General features: G+C 69.8%; 21 protein-coding genes and 1 pseudogene. 5 read left to right on the plus strand and 17 right to left on the minus strand.

The window, feature by feature from the left end; all coding sequences use genetic code 11:
- Nucleotides 1-146 precede the first annotated feature (146 nt).
- The 5 genes from guaB to FPZ11_RS09295 form a co-directional block, all read right to left on the minus strand.
- On the minus strand, nt 147-1,646 hold the full coding sequence (guaB, locus tag FPZ11_RS09275) for an IMP dehydrogenase (RefSeq protein ID WP_146320269.1): 1,500 nt from the start codon (nt 1,644-1,646) through the stop codon (nt 147-149).
- 258 nt (nt 1,647-1,904) lie between these two features.
- Nucleotides 1,905-2,285, minus strand: a complete 381-nt coding sequence (locus tag FPZ11_RS09280) for a hypothetical protein (RefSeq protein WP_146320271.1) — start codon at nt 2,283-2,285, stop codon at nt 1,905-1,907.
- 51 nt (nt 2,286-2,336) lie between these two features.
- Nucleotides 2,337-3,353: an EamA family transporter RarD gene (rarD, locus tag FPZ11_RS09285; protein WP_437438630.1), complete on the minus strand. Its 1,017-nt coding sequence runs from the start codon at nt 3,351-3,353 to the stop codon at nt 2,337-2,339.
- A gap of 115 nt (nt 3,354-3,468) precedes the next feature.
- Nucleotides 3,469-3,765 carry a co-chaperone GroES gene (gene groES / locus FPZ11_RS09290; RefSeq protein ID WP_146320275.1) on the minus strand — a complete coding sequence of 99 codons (297 nt, stop codon included), beginning with the start codon at nt 3,763-3,765 and terminating at the stop codon, nt 3,469-3,471.
- A 120-nt stretch (nt 3,766-3,885) separates the two neighbouring features.
- Nucleotides 3,886-4,452: a flavin reductase family protein gene (locus FPZ11_RS09295; protein ID WP_146320277.1), complete on the minus strand. Its 567-nt coding sequence runs from the start codon at nt 4,450-4,452 to the stop codon at nt 3,886-3,888.
- Nucleotides 4,453-4,592: 140 nt separating this feature from the next.
- Between FPZ11_RS09295 and FPZ11_RS09300 the strand changes: the two genes are divergently transcribed.
- Nucleotides 4,593-5,783 (plus strand): THUMP-like domain-containing protein, encoded by a 1,191-nt coding sequence (locus FPZ11_RS09300; protein ID WP_146320279.1) that lies wholly within the window; start codon nt 4,593-4,595, stop codon nt 5,781-5,783.
- Nucleotides 5,784-5,882: 99 nt separating this feature from the next.
- Here the strand turns inward: FPZ11_RS09300 and FPZ11_RS09305 are convergent, their stop codons facing one another.
- The 9 genes and pseudogenes from FPZ11_RS09305 to glmS all read right to left on the minus strand — a co-directional run bounded on the left by FPZ11_RS09305 (nt 5,883) and on the right by glmS (nt 13,695).
- Complete coding sequence (locus FPZ11_RS09305) at nt 5,883-6,572, minus strand: DUF4190 domain-containing protein (RefSeq protein ID WP_246846612.1); 690 nt, start codon at nt 6,570-6,572, stop codon at nt 5,883-5,885.
- Between the two features lie 106 nt (nt 6,573-6,678).
- Nucleotides 6,679-7,221: a DUF4190 domain-containing protein gene (locus FPZ11_RS09310; RefSeq protein ID WP_146320281.1), complete on the minus strand. Its 543-nt coding sequence runs from the start codon at nt 7,219-7,221 to the stop codon at nt 6,679-6,681.
- A 212-nt stretch (nt 7,222-7,433) separates the two neighbouring features.
- Nucleotides 7,434-8,516, minus strand: a complete 1,083-nt coding sequence (gene tsaD / locus FPZ11_RS09315) for a tRNA (adenosine(37)-N6)-threonylcarbamoyltransferase complex transferase subunit TsaD (protein ID WP_367889443.1) — start codon at nt 8,514-8,516, stop codon at nt 7,434-7,436.
- A gap of 117 nt (nt 8,517-8,633) precedes the next feature.
- Nucleotides 8,634-9,032, minus strand: a pseudogene (gene rimI / locus FPZ11_RS20300) (ribosomal protein S18-alanine N-acetyltransferase); the annotation flags it as partial.
- Nucleotides 9,029-9,664 (minus strand): tRNA (adenosine(37)-N6)-threonylcarbamoyltransferase complex dimerization subunit type 1 TsaB, encoded by a 636-nt coding sequence (gene tsaB / locus FPZ11_RS09320; protein ID WP_146320285.1) that lies wholly within the window; start codon nt 9,662-9,664, stop codon nt 9,029-9,031. The pseudogene rimI and the gene tsaB, both read right to left, overlap by 4 nt.
- Before the next feature lie 24 nt (nt 9,665-9,688).
- Nucleotides 9,689-10,240 carry a tRNA (adenosine(37)-N6)-threonylcarbamoyltransferase complex ATPase subunit type 1 TsaE gene (gene tsaE / locus FPZ11_RS09325; protein WP_146320287.1) on the minus strand — a complete coding sequence of 184 codons (552 nt, stop codon included), beginning with the start codon at nt 10,238-10,240 and terminating at the stop codon, nt 9,689-9,691.
- Entirely contained in the window at nt 10,227-11,351 is a 1,125-nt protein-coding gene (gene alr, locus FPZ11_RS09330; RefSeq protein WP_146320289.1) for an alanine racemase, read from the minus strand. The genes tsaE and alr overlap by 14 nt, the downstream gene beginning before the upstream one ends.
- Entirely contained in the window at nt 11,348-11,710 is a 363-nt protein-coding gene (locus tag FPZ11_RS09335) for a holo-ACP synthase (RefSeq protein WP_146320291.1), read from the minus strand. Before FPZ11_RS09335 ends, alr begins: the two co-directional genes overlap by 4 nt.
- A 134-nt stretch (nt 11,711-11,844) precedes the next feature.
- The gene (glmS, locus tag FPZ11_RS09340; RefSeq protein ID WP_146320293.1) at nt 11,845-13,695 is read right to left on the minus strand and encodes a glutamine--fructose-6-phosphate transaminase (isomerizing); all 1,851 of its coding nucleotides are present in this window, start codon (nt 13,693-13,695) and stop codon (nt 11,845-11,847) included.
- Nucleotides 13,696-13,978: 283 nt separating this feature from the next.
- Here glmS and coaA point away from each other — a divergent pair, with 283 nt between their 5' ends.
- Nucleotides 13,979-14,929 carry a type I pantothenate kinase gene (gene coaA / locus FPZ11_RS09345; protein ID WP_146320295.1) on the plus strand — a complete coding sequence of 317 codons (951 nt, stop codon included), beginning with the start codon at nt 13,979-13,981 and terminating at the stop codon, nt 14,927-14,929.
- 205 nt (nt 14,930-15,134) lie between these two features.
- Here coaA and glmM read toward each other — a convergent pair whose 3' ends face one another.
- From glmM to rplM, 3 genes are all read right to left on the minus strand, one after another.
- On the minus strand, nt 15,135-16,496 hold the full coding sequence (gene glmM, locus FPZ11_RS09350; protein WP_146320297.1) for a phosphoglucosamine mutase: 1,362 nt from the start codon (nt 16,494-16,496) through the stop codon (nt 15,135-15,137).
- Between the two features lie 188 nt (nt 16,497-16,684).
- The gene (gene rpsI / locus FPZ11_RS09355) at nt 16,685-17,176 is read right to left on the minus strand and encodes a 30S ribosomal protein S9 (RefSeq protein WP_146320299.1); all 492 of its coding nucleotides are present in this window, start codon (nt 17,174-17,176) and stop codon (nt 16,685-16,687) included.
- Nucleotides 17,177-17,226: 50 nt separating this feature from the next.
- A complete protein-coding gene (rplM, locus tag FPZ11_RS09360; RefSeq protein WP_146320301.1) occupies nt 17,227-17,673 on the minus strand; it encodes a 50S ribosomal protein L13 in 447 nt (148 codons plus the stop codon).
- A 285-nt stretch (nt 17,674-17,958) separates the two neighbouring features.
- On the opposite strand from rplM, the gene FPZ11_RS09365 reads away from it, so the two are divergent.
- The 3 genes from FPZ11_RS09365 to FPZ11_RS09375 are packed head-to-tail and all read left to right on the plus strand — an operon-like array spanning nt 17,959 to nt 21,541.
- Nucleotides 17,959-19,290, plus strand: a complete 1,332-nt coding sequence (locus tag FPZ11_RS09365) for an acylneuraminate cytidylyltransferase (protein ID WP_146320303.1) — start codon at nt 17,959-17,961, stop codon at nt 19,288-19,290.
- Complete coding sequence (locus tag FPZ11_RS09370; protein ID WP_146320305.1) at nt 19,287-20,168, plus strand: N-acetylneuraminate synthase family protein; 882 nt, start codon at nt 19,287-19,289, stop codon at nt 20,166-20,168. Before FPZ11_RS09365 ends, FPZ11_RS09370 begins: the two co-directional genes overlap by 4 nt.
- Before the next feature lie 2 nt (nt 20,169-20,170).
- Entirely contained in the window at nt 20,171-21,541 is a 1,371-nt protein-coding gene (locus FPZ11_RS09375; protein WP_146320307.1) for a DUF6716 putative glycosyltransferase, read from the plus strand.
- The last annotated feature ends 34 nt before the right edge of the window (nt 21,542-21,575 follow it).

Genomic DNA, 21,575 nt, shown 5'->3' on the forward strand with positions numbered 1-21,575 from the left:
GGAGCACGCGGCCTCGCCGCGAGCGTCTCGAAACCCAGCCCTCGGAGTACCCGGTCTCGAGACGCGCCGCTTCGCGGTGCTCCTCAACCCGCCGTAGCGCGGTGCCTCGCGTGCTCCTCAAACCTCGGGTCCGGGTCGCGGACGCGTCAGCCGCGGTAGTTCGGTGCCTCGACGGTCATCTGCACGTCGTGCGGGTGGCTCTCCTTGAGCGACGCCGACGTGATGCGCACGAAGCGGCCCTTGGACTGCAGCTCCGGGATGGTGCGTGCACCCACGTAGAACATGGTCTGATGCAGGCCGCCGACGAGCTGGTGCGCCACGGTGCTCAGCGAGCCCTTGAACGGCACCTGGCCCTCGATGCCCTCCGGCACGATGAGCGAGTCGTCGGCCACCTCGGCCTGGAAGTAACGGTCTTTCGAATACGACTTCTTGCCGCGCGACGACATGGCGCCGAGCGAACCCATGCCGCGGTACGCCTTGAACTGCTTGCCGTTCACCAGAATCGTGTCGCCGGGCGACTCCTCGGTGCCCGCGAGCATGGAGCCGAGCATGACCGTCTCGGCGCCGGCCACGATGGCCTTGCCGATCTCTCCCGAGTGGCGCATGCCGCCGTCGGCGATCACGGGAACGCCAGCAGCACGGGCGGCCAGGGATGCCTCGTACACCGCGGTGATCTGCGGAACGCCGACACCGGTGATGATGCGCGTGGTGCAGATCGAACCAGGACCGACGCCGACCTTGATGCCGTCGACGCCCGCATCGACGAACGACTGCGCGCCCTCGCGGGTGGCGACGTTGCCGCCGATGACCTGCACATCGCGCGTCGCCGGGTCGCTCTTCAGCCTGGCCACCATCTCGATGAGCATGCGCACGTTGCCGTGCGCGGTGTCGGCCACGAGCACGTCGACACCCGCGTCGATGAGGGTGGTCGCACGCTGCCACGCATCGCCGAAGTAACCGATGGCGGCGCCGACGAGAAGCCGACCGCTGGCATCCTGCGACGCATTCGGGAACTGCTCGGACTTCACGAAGTCCTTGACCGTGATGAGCCCGGTGAGACGACCGGAGCCGTCGATCAGCGGCAGTCGCTCCAGCTTGTGCTTGCGCAGCAGTGTCGTGGCCTCTTCGCGCGTGATCGTCGACGGGCCGGTGATGAGAGGCGCGTGGGTCATCACGTCGTCGACCTTCGTCGTCGCCCATTCGGCGACGGGCGTGAAGCGCAGGTCGCGGTTGGTGACGATGCCGATGAGGTGCTGGTCGCCGTCGACGACGGGGAATCCGGAGATGCGGTACTCGCCGGCGAGCTTGTCGAGCTCCTCGAGCGTGGCATCCGCACCGATCGTCACGGGGTTGTCGATGATGCCCGTCTGCGTGCGCTTGACCAGGTCGACCTGCCGGGCCTGGTCGTCGATCGAGAGGTTGCGGTGCAGCACGCCGATGCCGCCCTGCCGGGCCATGGCGATGGCCATGCGTGCCTCGGTGACGGTGTCCATCGCCGCCGAGACGAGCGGAACGCGCAGGGAGATCTCACGGGTCAGCCGAGAGGTCGTGTCGATGTCGGAGGGAGCGAGATCCGAGTAACCGGGAAGGAGGAGCACATCGTCGTAGGTCAATCCCATGAAACCGAACGGATCTGCCTCGTTCATCGCTCCCCTGTCGTTATCGGCCGCTCGTGTCGGCCCGTCGTGATCGGCTCGTCGTGATCGCCCGCCACCGGCCACGTGTCGTGGCCCGCCGGGCCCGCCGCTGAAGAAGGGTGGATCGTGGTGCAATCCCCCTGCACCAGCGCTCTCGGATGTCCCATGCTAACGCCGCAGGCCCTGCGAGAATTCCGGATGCCCGCGGGCGCTGCGCGCGGTCGGCGTCCGCGCAGCGCATCCGGGATCACTCCCGTATGCCCCCGCTCACGCAGGCACGGGCGCGACGGCCCCCGGTCGCGGTATCAGGCGGGAGGCGATGCGACGGACACCGGCACGGATGCGCCGCCCCGTCCGCTTGAACCAGTCGTCGTCGTCCTTGTCCCGGTTCAGGATCAGGGTGAGGATGCGCATGGCGCCGATCGCAAGCCAGACCGCGGCGAACACGGTGTCGCCACCGGCCACATCGATGATCGCGATCACGGTGGACAGCACCGCGACCAGGCACGCCAGCAGCACGTACCTGCTCCGCCACACGTAGCGCTGATGGGAGCCCCGCACCGCGGCGCGGTACATCGTCAGCGCGTGCGTCTCAGCGAAGCTCGCGCCGACCGTCCCGCCCAGCAGGAGCAGCACGCCGACTCCCATGCCTCCACTATGCGCCGCGTGCCGTGCGGCGGACCGGGCACAGAGTGTGAATCACTCGGGCAGCGGGTCGGACTCCACGGCCTCTGTCGCCTCGCCCTGCACGGCATCGGCCCGCGTCTGCCCCACACGGCGCTGCGCGCGCACCGCACGCACCATGTCGACGGTGAGCACGATGAGCGCGACCCAGACGAGGGCGAATCCGATCCAGCGCTCGAAGGACATCGCCTCGTGCAGCAGGGCGACGCCGACGATGAACTGCAGGATGGGCGTGAAGTACTGGATGAATCCCATCACCACCAGAGGCAGCCTGCGGGAGGCCGCCGCGAAGAACAGCAACGGCACGGCCGTGATCACCCCGGCACCGATCAGAGCCACGGTGTGCAGCGTGCCTTCGTGGCCGAACGTGATGCCGGTGGTCACGCCCACCACGAAGAGCTGCACGACCGCCACCGGCGCGAGCCATGCGGTCTCGAGCGTGAGCCCGCTGACGGCATCCACGTCGCGCCCCACCTGCTTCTTGACCAGGCCGTAGAGGCCGAACGAGAAGGCGAGCGCGAGGGCGATCCACGGCAGCTGCCCGTAACCGACGGTGAGCACGACCACCGCGATCACCGAGATGCCGATCGCCACCCACTGCGTGACGCGCAGCCGCTCGCGCAGCACGATCACGCCGAGCAGCACCGTCACGATCGGGTTGATGAAGTAGCCGAGGGAGGCCTCGACCACCTGCCCCGACGTCGTCGCGTAGACGTAGGTCTGCCAGTTGATGTAGATGAGCACGCCGGCCGCGCCCATGATGAGCACGATGCGCGGTCGTTTCAGAATGGCGAGGAACGGTCGCCACGCACGCGTGACCGCGATGGCGATCGCGCAGAACACCAGAGAGAAGAGCACCCGCCAGGCCACGATCTCGAACGGACCGGTGGGCGCGAGCGCGATGAAGTAGATGGGAAGGAAGCCCCAGATGAGATACGCGGCGACCGCGTAGACGATGCCGCGCCCCGTTGCGGATGCTCCCGCTCGCGCCGCCTGCGGCTGCTGTTGTTGCGGGGCATCGGTTTCGGACACCGACTCATCGTAGATGCGGGGTACGACATCGGTGCTGCTCGGGGAGCACAGAGCCGCACACGCAGAAGGGGCCCGGATGCATGGCATCCAGGCCCCTTCTCGAGCTGCGTGAGTGTCAGCGCTCGACGATCGCCAGAACGTCGCGGGCCGAGAGCACCAGGAACTCGTCGTTGCCGAACTTGACCTCGGTTCCGCCGTACTTCGAGTACAGAACCTTGTCGCCGACGTTCACGTCGAGCGGAACGCGGTTGCCGTTGTCGTCGATGCGGCCGGGTCCGACGGCGATGACCTCGCCCTCCTGCGGCTTCTCCTTGGCGGTGTCAGGAATGACAAGGCCGGACGCAGTGGTCTGCTCAGCCTCGACCTGCTTGATAACGATGCGATCCTCGAGCGGCTTGATGGAGACCGACACGGTTGACCTCTTTCTGTACCTCGTACTGAAGACGTTGTTAGCACACTGACAGTGAGAGTGCTAATGAGAGTGTAGGCGCACGGTTGGCACTCGTGCAACGTGAGTGCAAAGTGAGCGCGGTCAGCCCAGCCGACGGAACTCGCGATCGACGTACGCGACCGGGTCGCCGAACTCGCCCTGGTAGATGTCGAGCACCTGCGAGAGCACGAGCACCGACGAGCCCACCGCCGTCGTCTGCAGAATACGACAGCGCAGCGCCACCCGCGCACCCGCGAGATGCGGCTCGCCCGTCGGCAGGCTCGACCAGCCCTGCTCGGGCGTGAAGCGATCGGTTCCTGAGCGCGCGAAGACCTGGGCGAGGTCGACGTGCTGCGCGTCGAGCAGGTGGACGACGTGCGTCGGCGCCCCGAGGATGCCCCCGGCACTTCCCGTCGCACGCGTCACCGAGAAGGCGAGCGCCGCGGGGTCGATGCCGACCGACGCCACGCTCGAGGCGGTGAGTCCCACCGGCCCCTCCGGCGTCATCGCGGTGATGAGCGCGACGCCGGCTGGATGGAGGCGGAAGGCATCCTTGAACGCCTGGGCGTCGACGGCGGAGCCCGGGCCGGACCCCGCGACGGAGGTGAGCTCGGGTGCCCCGTGACGGGTCTCGGAGGCGCGGGTGGTGAGAGGTTCTGTCGCTGTCATCGCGGAGGATTCGTGCCGATCGCGGCGGGTCGGGCGCCCGCCCTTGCTCATACGACGTTAGAACCTCAACCTGAGTTGAGGTCAAGTCGGCTGTCCGATGCACGAGACGGGTCCGCAGCACGGCGCGATAGGTTGGCGCAGTGGAACGCGCGGAACTGGTCGAGCTGCTGAGCCCCGAGGGATTGCGGCTGCTGGACTCGCTGCCGCCGTACGAGTCGGCGGCAGACGTGGTGCGCACGGTGTCACTGCTGCGCAAGCAGGGGCATCCGGCGGGCCTCGTCGCCACCGTGCTCACCCAGTCGAAGCTCCGGGCCAAGGCCGTCGCCAAGTTCGGGCCGTTCGCCTCGCGGATGCTCTTCACCGAGGCGGGCCTCGAGCAGGCGACCCGGTTGCAGGTGGCCGCGCGACATGCGGCACGGTACGCCAGGGCCGGTCTCACCCGCGTGGCCGACCTCGGCTGCGGCGTCGGCGGTGACGCGATGGCGATGGCCGCGCTCGACCTCGAGGTGACCGCCGTCGAGGCCGACGAGGTCACCGCAGCGATCGCCAGCTACAACCTCGCCCCGTTCCCGAACGCCGGTGTCGTGAACGCGAAGGCCGAAGACATCGACCTCGCAGGCATGGATGCCGTCTACCTCGACCCCGCCCGTCGCACATCGGGTCACGGCAACACGCGTCGCCTCGCCGACCCGTCCGACTGGTCGCCGAGCCTCGACTTCGCCTTCGGCCTCGCGAGCACGCTGCCCGTCGGGGTCAAGCTCGGCCCGGGCGTCGATCGCGAGCTGCTGCCTGAGGACGCCGAGACGCAGTGGGTCTCGGTCGACGGCCAGGTCGTGGAGGCGGGCGTGTGGACGGGCGCACTGGCGAGGGACGGCATCCGTCGCGCCGCGCTCGTGGTGCACGGCGATTCCGCGCACGAGCTCACCGGCTCCGCCGACGCCGACGACGAGCCGGCGGGCGACCTCGGCGAGTTTCTGTACGAGCCCGACGGCGCCGTCATCCGCGCCCGACTCATCGGCGACCTCGCGCGCGGGCTCGGTGCACGGATGCTTCGCCACGACATCGCCTATCTCACCGCGGACACGCACCTGGCGACGCCGTTCGCCGCAGCATTCCGCGTGCTCGACGAGCTGCCCTACAAGGAGTCCGATCTGCGCAAGGCGCTGGCGCAGCGCGGCATCGGCACCCTGGAGATCAAGAAGCGGGGCGCGGACGTCGACCCGGCGGCCCTGCGTAAGCGGCTGCAGCTGAAGGGCGAGGCATCCGGCACCCTGGTGCTCACCCGCATCGGCTCGAGGCACGTGGCGCTGCTGGTCGAACGTCTGGGCTGAGCGACCGCTGAGGCCGCCAGGCCCGACCGCCCCGGCGCACTGCGAGCCGCAATGCAGGAGGGCCGCCCCGAACGGGACGGCCCTCCTGCGTTCAACGGCTCAGTAGCCGTAGTCGTAGGTCGCCGACGCGATGGCGCCGAGCACGATGATCAGGATCCAGAACAGGATCAGCGCGATCGACACGAATCCGAGGATGATGCCGGTCAGCCAGAGTCCCTTCGCCTGCGGCTCCCGCGACTTGCCCAGGAAGCCGAGAACGATGGCGGCGATGCCGAAGATCACGCCCCAGCCGAGCGAGATGACACCGATGATGCCGCCGATGAGGGCGAGGATGCTCAGAATCGGCGACTTCGACGGCGCAGGCGCGTAGGGCTGGCCGTACTGCGGTGCTCCGTACTGGGGCGCACCGTACTGCGGAGCAGCGGGCTGCTGCGCGCCGTATTGCGGGGCCCCGTACTGCGGCGCGGGCTGCTGGGGCGCGCCGTACTGGGGTGCGGGCGGCTGCGGTGCGCCATACGCGGGCGCGGACGGTTGCTGCGGGGCCGCAGGTTGCTGGGCACCGTATGCCGGCGCCGGCGGCTGCTGCGGAGCGCCGTACTGCGGCGCAGGCGGAACCGGCGGCTGCGGCGGCACGGGTGCCTGCGGCGGCACGGGCTGCTGAGGCTGCACGGGCTGCTGCGGTTGCTGGGGCGGCGCGGGCTGCTGCGGCTGCACGGGCTGCTGCGGTTGCTGGGGCGGCGCGGGCTGCTGCGGCTCCTGCGGATTCTGCGGATTCTGCGGATCGGACATTGCTGGACTGCCTTTCGGTGCTGGAGGTCTTCCGTGCGGGTGATGTGTGCCGACAGCCGGAGAGCCGCCCGAGATCGGGCGGCTCTCCGGTCGAAGCGCGCGTGGGTCAGTAGCTGCTGAGCTGACTGCCGATCGAGGCCAAGACCACCACGGCGATGATGATCACGATGACCTCGAGCGCGATGGCCACGAAGCCGAGAATGATGCCCGTCAGCCAGAAGCCCTTCGCCTGCGGCTCCTTCGACCTGCCGAGGAAGCCCAGCACGACGGCCGCGATGGCGAACAGCACGCCGAAGTAGAAGAACGCACCGATGAGGCCGACGATGCCGGCGACCAGAGACAGGATGCTCAGGATCGGCGACTTCTGCGCGGGTGCGGCTGCATAGGGCTGGCCGTACTGCGGTGCGGCGGGTGCCTGCGGCGCACCGTACTGCTGAGCCGGCTGCTGCGGAGCGGCGGGCGCGCCACCGTACTGCGGAGCTGCCGGCTGCTGCGGGGCAGCAGGCTGCGGCGGCGTCGGCGGCTGCGGAGCTGCCGGTGCGTCGTACTGCGGGGCAGCAGGCTGCGCGGGCGCCGCGGGAGGCGGCGGAACCGGCGACGACGACGGCTGCTCAGGGTTCGGGGTCTGCGGGGTGTTGGGGTCGGACATGTGCCTGATCCTTTCGACTGGGCCAACCTGGTGTTCGGTCCGCCGTGGAAGCTCACGCACGGATAACCTGAGCGAAAGCTGAGTATTCCAATGCTGACATTGACACGGACAGGGTGTCAATCATCTAAATTCTGCGCGTGTCGCGATGTGACGATGATCCGTTGCAGCCGCTGCCGCGCTGAGGCGTTGTTCGCCCTCTTCCGAGCTGCGCGTCAGACCTGGATGTCCGTGACCGGCAGCGTCGAATCCGCCCCGAAATCGAGTGTGCTGGGTTCGTGGCCGGCCGCGATGCGCTGCGCGGCGAGGGCGGCGATCATCGCGCCATTGTCGGTGCACAGAGACAAGGCGGGAATGCGCAGGGTGATGCCCGCGGCATCCGCCCGCTCCTGCGCCAACTGGCGCACGCGTGCGTTGGCCACGACCCCGCCGCCGAGCAGCAGCCTGGGCACCTCACGGTCGACACAGGCCGCGATCGCCTTGCGCAGCAGCACGTCGGCGACGGCCTCGCGGAAGCTCGCCGCGACATCGGCGACGGGCACCGGCTCTCCCGCGTCCTCCCGCTGCTCCACCCAGCGGGCGACGGCGGTCTTGAGCCCGGAGAACGAGAAGTCGTAGCGGTGCTTCGCCATGTCTTTCGGCAGGGTGAGCCCACGCGGAAAGCGGATGGCCTTCTGGTCGCCGTCGAGCGCGACCCTGTCGATCTGCGGGCCGCCAGGGTAGGGCAGGCCGAGCACGCGCGCGACTTTGTCGAATGCCTCCCCCGCCGCATCGTCGATGGTCTCGCCGAGCAGCTCGACGTCGTCGGTGAGGCTGCGCACGTGCAGCAGCGAGGTGTGTCCACCGGAGACGAGCAGTGCGATCGTGGGCAGGTCGATGTCGCGGCCGGGCCCGCCGTCGGCATCCAGCAGGTCGGCGCCGACGTGCCCCACGAGATGGTTCACGCCGTAGAGCGGCTTGCCGAGAGCCACGGCGAGCGCCTTCGCCGCACCGACGCCCACCATGAGGGCTCCCGCGAGCCCTGGGCCCGCGGTGACGGCGACCGCGTCGAGCTCATCGAGCCGGATGCCGGCCTTCTGCACCGCCTCTGTGATGGTCGGCTCCAGCGCTTCGAGGTGTGCACGCGCGGCGACCTCGGGCACGACTCCGCCGTAGCGCGCGTGCTCGTCCATGCTGGAGGCGATCACATTGGCGAGAAGCTGCGTGCCGCGCACGATGCCGATGCCGGTCTCGTCGCACGAGGTCTCGATGCCGAGAACGAGAGGCGCCGTCGCGCCGCCGGGTTTCGAGACGCGCACCTGCGGCGCGCTCCTCAACCCTCGGGCTTCACCGCGATCTTCCTCCAGCGTGAGCCGCATCACGATCGCGTCGACGTCGTCGGGCTGGTAGTAGCGCGGACGCACCGCGATGGCCTCGAAGCCGAGCGACTCGTACAGGTGCTGAGCGCTCGGGTTGTCGGCGCGCACCTCGAGGAACACCTCGTGGGCGCCGCGGCGAGAAGACTCGTCGATCATGGCGTGCATCAGCGCGCGGCCGAGGCCGAGACGACGCGCGACGGGAGCGACGGCGATGGTCTGGATGTCGGCATCCGCCCCGCCCTGCGCCGCCCGCAGGCCGCAGTAGGCGACGATGTCACCGTCGCGTTCGATCACGAGGTAGTACGAATACGGGGCGAGCAGTTCCTGGCGCATCATGGCCGGCGACCAGGCATCCGTGACGAAGATCGACGTCTCGAGCGCCATGATCGCCTCGAGGTCGGTCTCGGTGGCGCGACGGATGCCAACGGCCGCGCCGTCGGCGAGCGCTTCGCTCATGCGGTCACCCGCTTCGGCCCCGCAGACGGAGTGACGTCGGGCGAGCGCAGGTACAACGGCCGATCGTCGGCGAACGGGCGGCCGTGCTCGTAGAGCCACTCGGCGAGCAGTCCGAGCTGGCCGGCCGGGACCGTCGCGGCGTCGAATCGCGCTGATCGGCCGCCTCGCCCGTGCACCTGCGGCACGTCGTCGGGCTTCGAGAGGCCCGGACCGCCGGTGCGCAGCGGGATGCCGTGCTCATCGACCCCGCCGTACTCGCTCCAGTAGAGCTCGCGACGGCGGGCGTCCGTGACGATGAGCAGGGGGCCGACGTGTCCTGCGCCGTACCGCTCGAGGGCGACCGCGTCGTGACTGACGACCGGCACCAGCGGCTTGCCCGCTCCGATCGCGAAGGCCTTCGCCGCGGCGATGCCCACCCGCAGGCCGGTGAACGGCCCCGGCCCCATGCCCGCGACCACGCCGGAGAGCCGGGCGGGCGGCACGGATGCCTGCGCCAGGGCATCCCGGATCATGCCTCCGATCACCTCGGCGTGCCGCATGGTGTCGGCGGTGGTCAGCTCGCTGAGCACGCCGGCGTCGCGATCGACCACGGCGACGGAGGTGCCTGCCGAGGTGTCGATGGCGAGGAGCATCCCTTCAGCGTAGCCGGGTGCGGCTCAGGCCCAGCGCGGGCCGTGCGGCGTGATCGTGACGGTGCGGGGCTCCTCGGGAGCGGCATCCTCGTCGTCATCGCGAGCGGCATCCGCATCGGTCGGCGCGGTGTCGGCCGAAGAGGCGTCGCCGCCGGTCGGGCGCTCGATCGTCACGTCGAGCCACGACTCGGCGACGCCGTCGAGCATGCCGCTGCCCCACTCCACCACGACGACCGAGCGGGCGAAGTCGATGTCGAGGTCGTCGAGCTCGAGGGCGGAGCCGAGGCGGTAGGCGTCCACGTGCACGAGCGGTGGGCCGCCGGCGAGCGAGGGATGCGTGCGCGCCAGCACGAATGTCGGGCTCGTCACCGGCCCCCGCACGTTCAGCCCCTCGCCGATGCCGCGCGTGAGCGTCGTCTTGCCCGCCCCGAGCGGCCCGGTGAGCACCAGCAGATCGCCGGCGCGCAGGGATGACCCGAGCAGATGCCCGAACTCCTCCATGGCCTCCGACGTTGCCACCGTGTGCGCGCCGATGAACTGCGACGCCGCGGGGCCTCTGCCGTCACTCGCCGACATACGTGCGCCTCACCCGTGAGCCGAGACGGGTCACGATGTCGTAGCCGATCGTGCCGGCGGCGCGCGCCCAGTCCTCGGCGGACGGAACCCCTGTCGCCGGGTCGCCGAACAGCACGACCTCGTCGCCGACCGACGCCGGAGTGCCGTCGACGTCGACCACGATCTGATCCATGGCCACCCGGCCCGCGACGGGACGCCGCGCCCCGCCGATCCAGACCTCCGCTGCTCCCGAGGCCTGCCGCGGCAGGCCGTCAGCGTATCCGACGGGCACGAGGGCGAGGTTCGTGTCGCCGGACGCGCGGTACGTGTGCCCGTACGACACGCCCTGCCCGTCGGGGATGCTCCTGGTGGCGACCACCCGCGAGCGCAGTGTCATCGCCGGCGTGAGCCCGAACTCCGCAGGCTCGCGGTCGGAGAACGGCGAGAGCCCGTAGATCGAGATGCCGAGCCGCACCGTGTTGTACCTGGTGCCCGGCAGTGTCAGCGCCGCGCCGCTGGCCGCCAGGTGCACGAATTCGGGATCGAGGCCGGCGCGGGCCGCGTCCGCGAGCCCGCGGTCGAGGGCGTCGGCCTGCGCAGTGTCCGCGTCGGGCGAGGTGCCCGACAGGTGGCTGAAGACGCCCGCCACGCGGACGAGGCCGGCCGTCTCTGCTGCGCGAGCGGCGCGGGTGGCGGTGGGCCAGGCATCCGCGGACAGACCGTTGCGGCTGAGGCCGGTGTCGAGCTTGAGGTGCACGACGGCCACCCGACCGGTGCTCTTCGCCGCGTCGATCGCCGCATCGAGCTGGTCGAGCGTGGAGATGCCGAGTTCGACGTTCGCCTCGACGGTCCTCGTGAAGTCGGGTCGCGCACCGTGCAACCAGGCCAACAGCGGCGCCGCGATGTCCGCCTCGCGCAGTTCGAGCGCTTCGGAGACGTCGGCGACGCCGAGCCGGTCGGCGCCTCCGGCCAGCGCGGCACGGGCGACGGGCACCGCGCCGTGTCCGTAGGCGTTGGCCTTGACGACGGCGATGGTGTGCTCGGTGCCGATCGTGGCGCGCAGCGTCTCGACGTTGCGGCGCACGGCACCGAGGTCGACGACGGCCTCGCGATCGGGGGCGGCGTCGGTCATCGTGCGTCCTCGGTCTCGGCGACGACGAACGCGCAGGCCACGCCTGCGTCGTGCGTCATGGTCAGGTGCCAGTGCCGGATGCCGCGCTGCGCGGCCAGCTCCGCCACCGCGCCGTGCAGGTGCAGCGATGGGTTGCCGTGCTCGTCGGAGACGACCTCGATGTCGATCGCGCGCACGACGTCGGCCCTGCCGAGCGCCTTGATGACGGCCTCCTTGGCGGCGAAGCGGGCGGCGAGCGAGTGCAGCGGCAGATCGCGTTCGCTCTCGGCGAACAGACGCGGAACGAGCTTCGGCGTGCGCGTGATCGCCCGGTCGAATCGGGCCAGATCGACGATGTCGACCCCGATCCCCGTGATCATGACGCCCCCTGCCCTCGAACTCGCACCCGAACTCGCACCCGTTCCGGACGTGTGCGCCCGCCCGGCCGGACGCACACGTCCGGAACGGGAACAGGTTGTGGCACGCGACGAGGCGAACGGGGGCTGGGCACGGTCTACTCCACCGTGACCGACTTGGCCAGGTTGCGCGGCTGGTCGACGTCGAGGCCCTTGGCCGCTGCGAGCTCCATGGCGAAGACCTGCAGCGGGATGACCGCCAGCAGCGGCTCGAAGAGCGGCGCGGCGAGTGGGATGCGCACCACCTCGTCGGCGAACGGAAGCACGGCGGCGTCGCCCTCTTCGGCGATCGCGAGCACGCGAGCACCGCGAGCGCGGATCTCTTGGATGTTCGAGACCACCTTCTTGTGCATCTCGTCGCTTCCGCGCGGGCTGGGCACGACCACGAACACGGGCTGGCCGGCTTCGATCAGCGCGATCGGGCCGTGCTTCAGCTCGCCGGCGGCGAAGCCCTCCGCGTGGATGTAGGCGAGCTCCTTGAGCTTGAGCGCACCCTCGAGGGCGATCGGGAACCCGACGTGTCGGCCGAGGAACAGCACGGCTCTGGTGTCGCTCATCCAGCGGGCGAGCTGCGCGACGGAGTCGCTCGACTCGAGCACGCGCTCGAGCTTGCCCGGGATGTCTGCCAGCTCGTCGAGGTTCGCCGCCTGTTGAGCGGACGTGAGGGTTCCGCGCAACCGCGCGAGGTGCAGCCCGAAGAGGTACAGCGCGGTGATCTGCGCGACGAACGCCTTCGTCGAGGCGACGGCCACCTCGGGGCCGGCATGCGTGTACACGGCGCCGTCTGACTCGCGCGGGATGGTCGCGCCCTGGGTGTTGCAGATCGAGAGCGTCTTGGCGCCGGCATCCTTGGCGTACTTCACCGCCATGAGCGTGTCCATCGTCTCGCCCGACTGGCTGATCGAGACCACCAGGGTCGACGGCGTGATCACCGGGTCGCGGTAGCGGAACTCGTGGCTGAGCTCGACCTCGACGGGGATGCGCGCCCACTTCTCGATCGCGTACGCACCCACCTGGCCGGCATACGACGCGGTGCCGCAGGCGATGATCGTGATGCGGTCGATGCCGGTGAGGAGCTCATCGAGGTCGCTCAGCTCGGGGATGACGGCCGCGCCGTCTTGGATGCGACCGCGCAGCGTGTTGGCGACGGCATCCGGTTCCTCGGCGATCTCCTTGGCCATGAAGCTCGGCCAGCCGCCCTTCTCGGCGGCGGCGGCGTCCCACGCCACCTCGAACGGCTCGACCTCCACGCCGGCGCCGTCGAAGTCGGTGACGGCGACCTCGTCGGGGGTGATGACGACGATCTGGTCCTGTCCGATCGCGACGGCGCGACGGGTGTGCTCGACGAAGGCGGCGACATCCGAGCCGAGGAAGTTCTCGCCGTCACCGAGGCCGATGACCAGCGGCGAGTTGCGGCGAGCGCCGACGACGACGCCCGGCTGCTCCTGGTGCACGGCGAGCAGCGTGAACGCGCCGTCGAGGCGCGAGACGACGCGACGGAACGCCTCGACGAGGTCACCGGTCGCGCGGTACTCGCGGCCGAGCAGCACCGCCGCCACCTCGGTGTCGGTCTCGCTCGTGAACGCGAAGCCTTCGGCGAGCAGCTCGTCGCGCAGCGCGGCGAAGTTCTCGATGATGCCGTTGTGGATGACGGCCAGCCTGCCGTCGTCTCCGAGGTGCGGGTGGGCGTTGCGGTCGGTCGGGCCGCCGTGGGTCGCCCAGCGCGTGTGCCCGATCCCGGTCGCACCGTTGCCGATGGGATGCCGCTGCAGCTCGTCTTCGAGCACGCCGAGCTTTCCTGCGCGCTTGGCCACGTTGAGGCTGCCGTCGCGCGCGTCGATCACGGCGACGCCGGCGGAGTCGTATCCGCGGTATTCCAGGCGCTTCAGTCCGCCGAGCAAGACCTCCAGCGACCTGTCGCTGCCCACATATCCGACGATTCCGCACATCGCGGGCAAGTTTAGGCGACCGCGGCCCGGCCATTCCTCCGAGGGCGCGGCCCTTCCCCGCCGACGCACCGGTCCACTCCCCGAGAGTGCGGGTTCCTGCTCCCGCAGAGTGCAGGTTTGGAGTCGCGAACATGCGTCCATTCCTTGCGGAGAGTGCGACTCGCCATCCTCGGAGAGGCCATCTCACCGGGCCGGGCCACCCGCCGCCCCGTTGACGCGATGGGGCCCGCTGTGCCGGGCCGCCGACATCCACGCCGCCCCGACCCCGGTAAGCTTGTCGCCCATGGCAGGGAACGGTCCGGCGCAGTCCGCGCAGATCACGCCGTTCGTCGAACTCGACCGTTCCGACTGGGCTGAACTGGCACAGAGCACGCCGCAGCCGCTCTCCGAGCTGGAGATCGTTCAGCTGCGCGGGCTGGGCGATCCGCTCGACATGCGCGAGGTTGCCGAGGTCTATCTGCCGATCAGCCGTCTGGTCAGCCTCTACGCGACCGGCACGCAGCGCCTGCACCGTGTGACGAGCGACTTCCTCGGCGAACGAGCAGCGCGCACGCCGTTCGTGATCGGCGTCGCGGGCTCGGTCGCCGTCGGCAAGTCGACCACTGCTCGCCTGCTGCGCGAACTGCTCAGCCGCTGGCCGACGACGCCCAACGTGCAACTGGTGACCACCGACGGATTCCTGCTGCCGAACGCCGAGCTCGAGCGGCGCGGCCTCATGGACCGCAAGGGCTTCCCCGAGTCGTACGACCGCCGAGCACTGCTGCGTTTCGTCACCGCGGTGAAGAGCGGTGCCGACGAGGTGCGCGCGCCGTTCTACTCGCACCTCAGTTACGACATCGTGCCCAACGCACAGGTGGTGGTGCGGCGCCCCGACGTGCTCATCGTCGAGGGTCTCAACGTGTTGCAGCCCGCCGGCGGCGGCAACCGTCTGGCCGTGAGCGACCTCTTCGACTTCAGCGTCTACGTGGATGCCCGCTCCACCGACATCGAGCGGTGGTACGTCGAGCGGTTCCTCAAGCTCCAACGCGGCGCCTTCGCCGACCCGAAGTCGTACTTCCACCGGTACGCGACCCTCACGGAGGAGCAGGCCACCGAACGCGCACTGTCGATCTGGCACGCGATCAACGAGCCGAACCTGCTGCAGAACATCCGGCCCACCAGGTCGCGCGCGAAGCTCGTGCTGCGCAAGGACAGCGATCACACCGTGTCGTCGGTGCTGCTGCGCAAGCTCTAAGACCGCGAAGCCTCGGGCGCTGGAACGGCGACGCTCGACGAGGCGAAACTCATGCTCTCGCGGTGAGAGATTCGCGGTTTCGATGAGCGAAACAGACACCCTCGAGCGGGAATCAACACTCTCGCGAGCAAGAACCGACACCCTCGGTGCAGAGAACCAACGCTCTCGAGGGAGGCCGCGGCGGGCCTGGGACGGAGCCGGCGCGCTACAGCGCCAGCTGGGCGCGCACGACCTCGGCGAGGGTGTGCGCGTGCCGGTCGGCGGTGTCCTGGTCTGCGGCCTCGACCATCACGCGCACCATGGGCTCTGTGCCCGACGGACGCAGCAGAACACGCCCCGTCGAGCCGAGCTCGTGCTCGGCGGACTTCACCGCGTCGGCGATCACCTCGTCGTCGTGCAGCCTGTGGTGGTCGACGCCGCGCACGTTCACGAGGATCTGCGGATACACCGTCATGCACGCGGCGAGCTCGCTCAGCGGCTTGCCTTTGCGCGCCATCTCGCTCACCAGATGCAGCCCCGTGAGGATGCCGTCGCCGGTCGTCGCGAATTCGCTCATGATGACGTGTCCGGACTGCTCACCGCCGAGCGAGAAGCCGTTCTGGTTCATCTTCTCGAGCACGTAACGGTCGCCGACACTGGTCTGCACGACGTCGATGCCGTGCTCGGCCATCGCCAACCGCAGACCGAGGTTGCTCATCACCGTGGTGACCAGGGTGTTGTCGTGCAGCTTGCCGCGCTCGGCCATGCTCAGCGCGAGGATCGCCATGATCTGGTCGCCGTCGACCGGGGTGCCGTCGGCATCCACCGCGAGGCAGCGGTCCGCGTCGCCGTCGTGAGCGATGCCGACGTCGGCGCCATGCTGAACGACGGCCTCCGCCAGCTTGTCGATGTGGGTCGACCCCACGCCGTCATTGATGTTGATGCCGTCCGGGTCGTCGCCGATGACGGTGACGCGAGCACCGGCATCCGTGAACACCTCGGGCGAGATGCCTGCAGCCGCGCCGTTCGCGCAGTCGATGAGCACGTGGATGCCGTCGAGCCGGTGCGGCAGGCTCGCCAGCAGATGCAGAACGTAACGGTCTTCGGCGTCGGAGAAGCGGCGGATGCGCCCCACCTCCGCCCCCGTCGGCGTCAGCTTCGGCCGACTGAGCGCCGCCTCGATGCGGTCCTCGACCACATCGGGCAGCTTCGTGCCGCCGCGGGCGAAGATCTTGATGCCGTTGTCGGGTGCCGGGTTGTGGGATGCCGAGATCATGACGCCGAAGTCGGCGCCGATGTCGGCGATGAGGAACGCCGCTGCCGGAGTCGGGATGACTCCCGCGTCGAGCACGTCGACGCCGGAGCTCGCCAGCCCCGCGGCGACGGCGGCGATCAGGAACTCGCCTGAGACGCGCGGGTCACGGGCGACGACGGCGACCGGCCGTTTGCCCTCGGCACGACGCGCGTCTGCGCTGCGTCCCTGACCGAGCACGACGGCCGTGGCCTGGGCGACGCCGAGCGCCAGATCCGCCGTGAGCGGTCCGTTCGCGAGTCCGCGAACACCGTCCGTACCGAAAAGGCGTGCCATTGAGCGTCTGTCTCCTCATCCACCACGGCCATTGCGATGCCGAACATCGCGTTCTCTGCGTTGTGCTCGTGGGCCGCACCGAGTGCGGCATCCGCGTCGACGATGCGGACGCGGTGTCCCGGGGCGCCGTCGCTCCATCGCGACGGATGGGCGGGCGGCACGCCCCGGGAGAGCCTACGTCGGCAGGATCAGCGCTTGGAGTACTGAGGCGCCTTGCGCGCCTTCTTGAGACCGGCCTTCTTGCGCTCGATCACGCGAGCGTCACGACTGAGGAAGCCGGCCTTCTTCAGCGCGGGGCGGTTGTTCTCGCGGTCGATCTCGTTCAGCGCGCGGGCGATCGCAAGGCGAAGAGCACCGGCCTGGCCGGAGGGGCCGCCGCCGGTGATGCGGGCGATCACGTCGTAGCTGCCGATCAGGTCGAGCACCTTGAACGGGTCGGTGATGAGCTGCTGGTGCAGCTTGTTGGGGAAGTAGTCGGCGAACTCACGGCCGTTGACCGTGATGGTGCCGGAGCCCGGAACGAGGCGCACGCGAGCGATGGCCTGCTTGCGACGGCCGACGGCCGCACCGGGAACGTTGAGAACGGCACGCGGGGCGGCGGGCGCCTCGGTTGCCGGGGTTTCGGTCGAGAAGCTCTGCGGCACGTCCTGAGCCTCGAGCTGGTCGGAGATCTTCGCCACGATTGGTGATTCCTTGTCTTGAGTCGAGAAGAGTTTGCTGAGGCCGGCGCTTACTGAGCGACCTGGTCGAAGGTGTAGGTCTTGGGCTGCTGAGCGGCGTGCGGGTGCTCGCTGCCCGTGTAGACCTTGAGCTTGCGCAGCTGGGCGCGGCCGATCGTGTTCTTCGGCAGCATGCCGCGAACGGCCTTCTCGACGGCGCGGACCGGGTTCTTCTCGAGAAGCTCGGAGTAGCTGACGGCCTTCAGACCGCCCGGGTAACCCGAGTGGCGGTAGGCCTTCTTCTGCAGCGCCTTCTGGCCGGTGAGGGCCACCTTGTCGGCGTTGATGATGATGACGAAGTCACCGGTGTCGACGTGCGGGGCGAACGTCGGCTTGTTCTTGCCGCGCAGAATGGCGGCGGTGTGGCTGGCCAGGCGGCCGAGCACGACATCGGTGGCGTCGATGATGACCCAGTCGCGCTGGATCTCGGATGCCTTGGGCGTGAAAGTGCGCGTCACAGTAGTGGCTGCTTTCTTGTCTCGTGGTTGGGTTGGTCGTGAATCCCGCTCCTGTCGGGTGTTGCGCGTTCGATGAACGGCAACGCTCCTGGTGGAGGGCTCAACTACGGATGCCTGCCGCAGTAAGGCGGACACCAAACGGCAAGCTTACCCGACGCCCGGCATCCGGTCCAATCGACCCTGTGCGGGAGCGCGCGCCGACCCGCCCGCACATGACATCGCCCGGTTCCTGTCTGTTCATTCAGGGGCCACCGATGCGCCGGATGCCGCTCCTAGCTTGGCGCCATGTCGACTCTCGAGCGCGTCGTCGCCGTCATCCCCGCCCGGGCGGGATCCGTCGGCGTGCGCGGCAAGAACCTGCGCGAGGTCGGCGGGGTTCCATTGGTCGCGCGAGCCGTGGCATCCGCGCTCGCTGCCGCCTCGATCGATCGCGTCATCGTCTCGACGGACGGCGACGAGATCGCAGCGGTCGCCGAGGATGCCGGCGCCGAGGTCGTGCGCAGGCCGGCCGCGCTCTCGACCGGCACGGCATCCAGCGAGAGCGCCGTCACCCACGCGCTCGACGTGCTCGCGGCGCGCGGCCAGGTTCCGGAGGTGGTCGTCTTCATGCAGGCGACGAGCCCGTTCACCCGAAGCGAGGACCTCGACGCGGCAGTCGCCCGCGTCACCGGCGGCGAGAACGACGTCGTGTTCGCCGCCGTCGAGACGCACGCCTTTCTCTGGCGGCTGGGCGAGCACGGTGACGCCGAGGGCGTCAACCACGACCCGTCGTACCGGCCGATGCGGCAGGACCTGCAGCCGCAATATCAGGAGACGGGCGCCTTCTACGTGCTTGACGCCGCCGGCTTCCGCCGCACGGGCCACCGCTTCTTCGGCCGCGTCGGCGTCGCGGTGATCGAGAGCTCCTTCGACATCGACACGGAGCACGACCTGCGGGTGGCGGATGCCATCGCCCACCTGCAGCAACCCCGTCCGGTCGCGTCGGTGGCCGCGTCGTCGGCCGGCTGCGACGCGATTCCCGCGCCGCGGGCATCCGTCGACCACGGCGCAGACCGGAGCCTGCTCGCGTCGTCGGCGTTCGAGCTGGAGCAGGAGTTCGGCCGCGAGCTCGGAGACGAGCTCGCGGGTCTTGCCTCGGTGCGCGCCGTCGTGACCGACTTCGACGGGGTGCACACCGACGACAGGGTGCAGGTCGACCAGAACGGCATCGAGTCGGTGACGGTGAACAGACGCGACGGGCTGGGGGTGCGGCTGCTGCGCGAGGCGGGCATCCCCGTCGTCATCCTCTCCACCGAGGCAAACCCGGTCGTCGGCGCGCGCGGCGCCAAGCTCGGCGTCGAGGTGCTGCAGGGCATCGACGACAAGGCTGCGGCGCTCGGCCGGTGGGCCGCGGATGCCGGAGTGCCCCTCGCCGACATCGCCTATCTCGGCAACGACCTCAACGACCTCGGTGCCTTGCGTGCCGTCGGCTGGCCGTTCGCGGTCGGCGACGCGCACCCCGCGGCGATGGCGGCATCCCGACACGTGCTCGCCACCCCCGGCGGTGCCGGTGCGGTGCGCGAGCTTGCAGACCTCATCCTCGAGCAGCACGCTCCTGACCAGAAAGCACAGTCATGACCGACACCTCCGTTCGCATCGGCTCCCACCTCATCGGCACCGACAACCCGGTGTACGTCATCGGCGAGATCGGCCTCAACCACAACGGTGACGTCGAGATCGCCAAGCGCCTCATCGACGTCGCGGCGGACGCCGGAGCCCAGGCCGTCAAGTTCCAGAAGCGCACTCCCGCCATCTCCACGCCCGAGCACATGAAGAACACGCCGCGGCAGACGCCGTGGGGCGAGATGACCTACCTCGAGTACCGCTACCGGGTCGAGTTCGACCGCGACCAGTACGTCGAGTTGGGCGATCACGCCACGATGCGCGGCCTCGACTGGTTCGCATCCCCGTGGGACGTTCCCTCCGTCGACTTCCTCGAAGACCTCAACGTGTGCGCCTACAAGGTCGCCTCCGCCTCGGTCACCGACTCCGAACTGCTCGAGGCGATGAGAGCGACCGGCAAGCCCGTCATCCTGTCCACCGGCATGTCGACCATGGACCAGATCGACAGGGCTGCTGCGGCGCTCGACGGTTCCCCGCTCGTGATGCTGCACGCGACCTCCACCTACCCGCTTCCCGCCGAAGAGGCGAACCTGCGCATGATCGGCACGCTGCGCGAGCGATTCGCCGGCGTGCCGATCGGCTACTCGGGACACGAGCCCGGCCTGCAGATCTCGCTCGCCGCTGTCGCGCTCGGCGCCGTCGCCGTCGAGCGGCACATCACGCTCGATCGCACGATGTGGGGCAGCGACCATGCGGCGTCTCTTGAGCCGCAGGGGCTGCAGCACCTGGTGCGGGACATCCGCATCATCGAGCAGGCCATGGGCGACGGCGTGAAGCGCGTGTTCCCCGGCGAACTCGCGCCGCTGAAGAAGCTGCGCCGCGTGGAGGCGTGATCGTGCCCCGCAGCATCATCGGCATCGTCGACTCCGACTCGTTCGTCAAGTGGGGTGCGAGCCTGCTCGCCACCATGCCCGCCGGCTGGCGAAGCTCGCTCGTCGCCGTCAACACGGCGGCGACCGCGAGCGACGGCCAGCTGAGGAGTGCGCTCGGCGCATTGCCCGCTGTCGAAGGCGTTCGGGGCGGTGCAGGCTCCATCGGCGATGGCACGGCGCCGGGCGTCGGCGAGGTCGAGCGTCTCTCGCGCCCTGAGATCATCGAGCGCATCAGGCGCGAACGTCCGGATGCGGTGCTCGTCGCCACGCGCGGACCGATCGCCGAGGTGCTCATCGACGAGATCCATCAGCGGGTGCCCCGGCGTCCGGTGATCGTCACCGGCCTGCCCGGAATCTCCACGCCGGCGAAGTGGAAGGGACTGTTCCTGCGGGCGCGCGCCGACCTGTTCGTGCTGCACAGCCACCGGGAGATCCGCGAGTACCGTGCGCTGGCGGCGTCCCGCGGCATGACGCACCGGTTCGGACTCTCGACCCTGCCGTTCCTGCACGGGCGCGCCAGGGGGCCGATCGGCGGCCGGCGCGACCGCATCGTGTTCGCCGCCCAGCCGACGGTTCCTGCGGGCGTCGAGGCTCGAAGGATGCTCGTCTCCTGGCTCGCCGAGACCGCCGCCGCTCATCCGCACCTCGAGGTCGTCATCAAGATCAGGGCCACCACAGGGGAGGGGCAGACCCACGTGGAGCGGCACCCCTACCGCGACCTCGTGCCCGAGGATGCCCCGGCGAACCTCGTCGTCGAGGGCGGCTCGATGGCGGCACAGCTCGACCGTGCCGTTGGCTTCGTCACGGTCAGCTCGACGGCGGCCCTGGAGGCGATCGCCCACGATGTGCCCTCGCTGGTGCTCGCCGACTTCGGGGTGAGCGGCAAGCTCATCAACGAGGTCTTCATGGGCAGCGGTCTGCTCGGCACCTCGCGCGACCTGGTCGCCGGCCGGTTCAAACAGGTCGTCGACGGCTGGCGTGAAGACAACTACTTCCATCCGGCGGTGGACGACGACTGGGCTCACCAGCTCGACATGCTCGTCGCTCTGCGGGAGACGGCGCGGCTGCCTGAGCGGCCCGCCGTGCGGGTGAGCCGTGGCGGGTCGTTGCGTCGCGCGTGGGAGCGCAAGCGCGCGTTCGGACGACACGACCACAGTGCGATCGGCTACGTGGCGCTCGCGGTCGGCACGCCGTTGCGGGCCGCGCGCAACGCCGCCTTCGCTGCGCTGCCGAACGTCAGCCGCGAGGAGCCCGTCGACGTGCTCGTCGAACAACCGGAGGCGCTGCGTTCTGCGGCGGACGCCCTCTCGCAGGCCGCCACGCCTGCTTCCTGAGCGAGCGAAGCGAGTCGAAGGATCCGACGGCTGA

This window comes from Humibacter ginsenosidimutans (assembly GCF_007859675.1).
Classification (GTDB): Bacteria; Actinomycetota; Actinomycetes; order Actinomycetales; family Microbacteriaceae; genus Humibacter; species Humibacter ginsenosidimutans.

Bases quoted from the DNA above. Each gene is read 5' to 3' on its own strand.
- guaB (WP_146320269.1), bottom strand. From the start codon at position 1,646: ATGAACGAGGCAGATCCGTTCGGTTTCATGGGATTGACCTACGACGAT.
- FPZ11_RS09280 (WP_146320271.1), bottom strand. From the start codon at position 2,285: ATGGGAGTCGGCGTGCTGCTCCTGCTGGGCGGGACGGTCGGCGCGAGC.
- FPZ11_RS09295 (WP_146320277.1), bottom strand. From the start codon at position 4,452: ATGACAGCGACAGAACCTCTCACCACCCGCGCCTCCGAGACCCGTCAC.
- FPZ11_RS09305 (WP_246846612.1), bottom strand. From the start codon at position 6,572: ATGTCCGATCCGCAGAATCCGCAGAATCCGCAGGAGCCGCAGCAGCCC.
- FPZ11_RS09310 (WP_146320281.1), bottom strand. From the start codon at position 7,221: ATGTCCGACCCCAACACCCCGCAGACCCCGAACCCTGAGCAGCCGTCG.
- tsaB (WP_146320285.1), bottom strand. From the start codon at position 9,664: ATGCTCCTCGCCATCGACACCTCGGCAGGCACCTCCGTCGCCGTGGTC.
- tsaE (WP_146320287.1), bottom strand. From the start codon at position 10,240: ATGTCGGCGAGTGACGGCAGAGGCCCCGCGGCGTCGCAGTTCATCGGC.
- alr (WP_146320289.1), bottom strand. From the start codon at position 11,351: ATGACCGACGCCGCCCCCGATCGCGAGGCCGTCGTCGACCTCGGTGCC.
- FPZ11_RS09335 (WP_146320291.1), bottom strand. From the start codon at position 11,710: ATGATCACGGGGATCGGGGTCGACATCGTCGATCTGGCCCGATTCGAC.
- glmS (WP_146320293.1), bottom strand. From the start codon at position 13,695: ATGTGCGGAATCGTCGGATATGTGGGCAGCGACAGGTCGCTGGAGGTC.
- coaA (WP_146320295.1), top strand. From the start codon at position 13,979: ATGGCAGGGAACGGTCCGGCGCAGTCCGCGCAGATCACGCCGTTCGTC.
- glmM (WP_146320297.1), bottom strand. From the start codon at position 16,496: ATGGCACGCCTTTTCGGTACGGACGGTGTTCGCGGACTCGCGAACGGA.
- FPZ11_RS09365 (WP_146320303.1), top strand. From the start codon at position 17,959: ATGTCGACTCTCGAGCGCGTCGTCGCCGTCATCCCCGCCCGGGCGGGA.
- FPZ11_RS09370 (WP_146320305.1), top strand. From the start codon at position 19,287: ATGACCGACACCTCCGTTCGCATCGGCTCCCACCTCATCGGCACCGAC.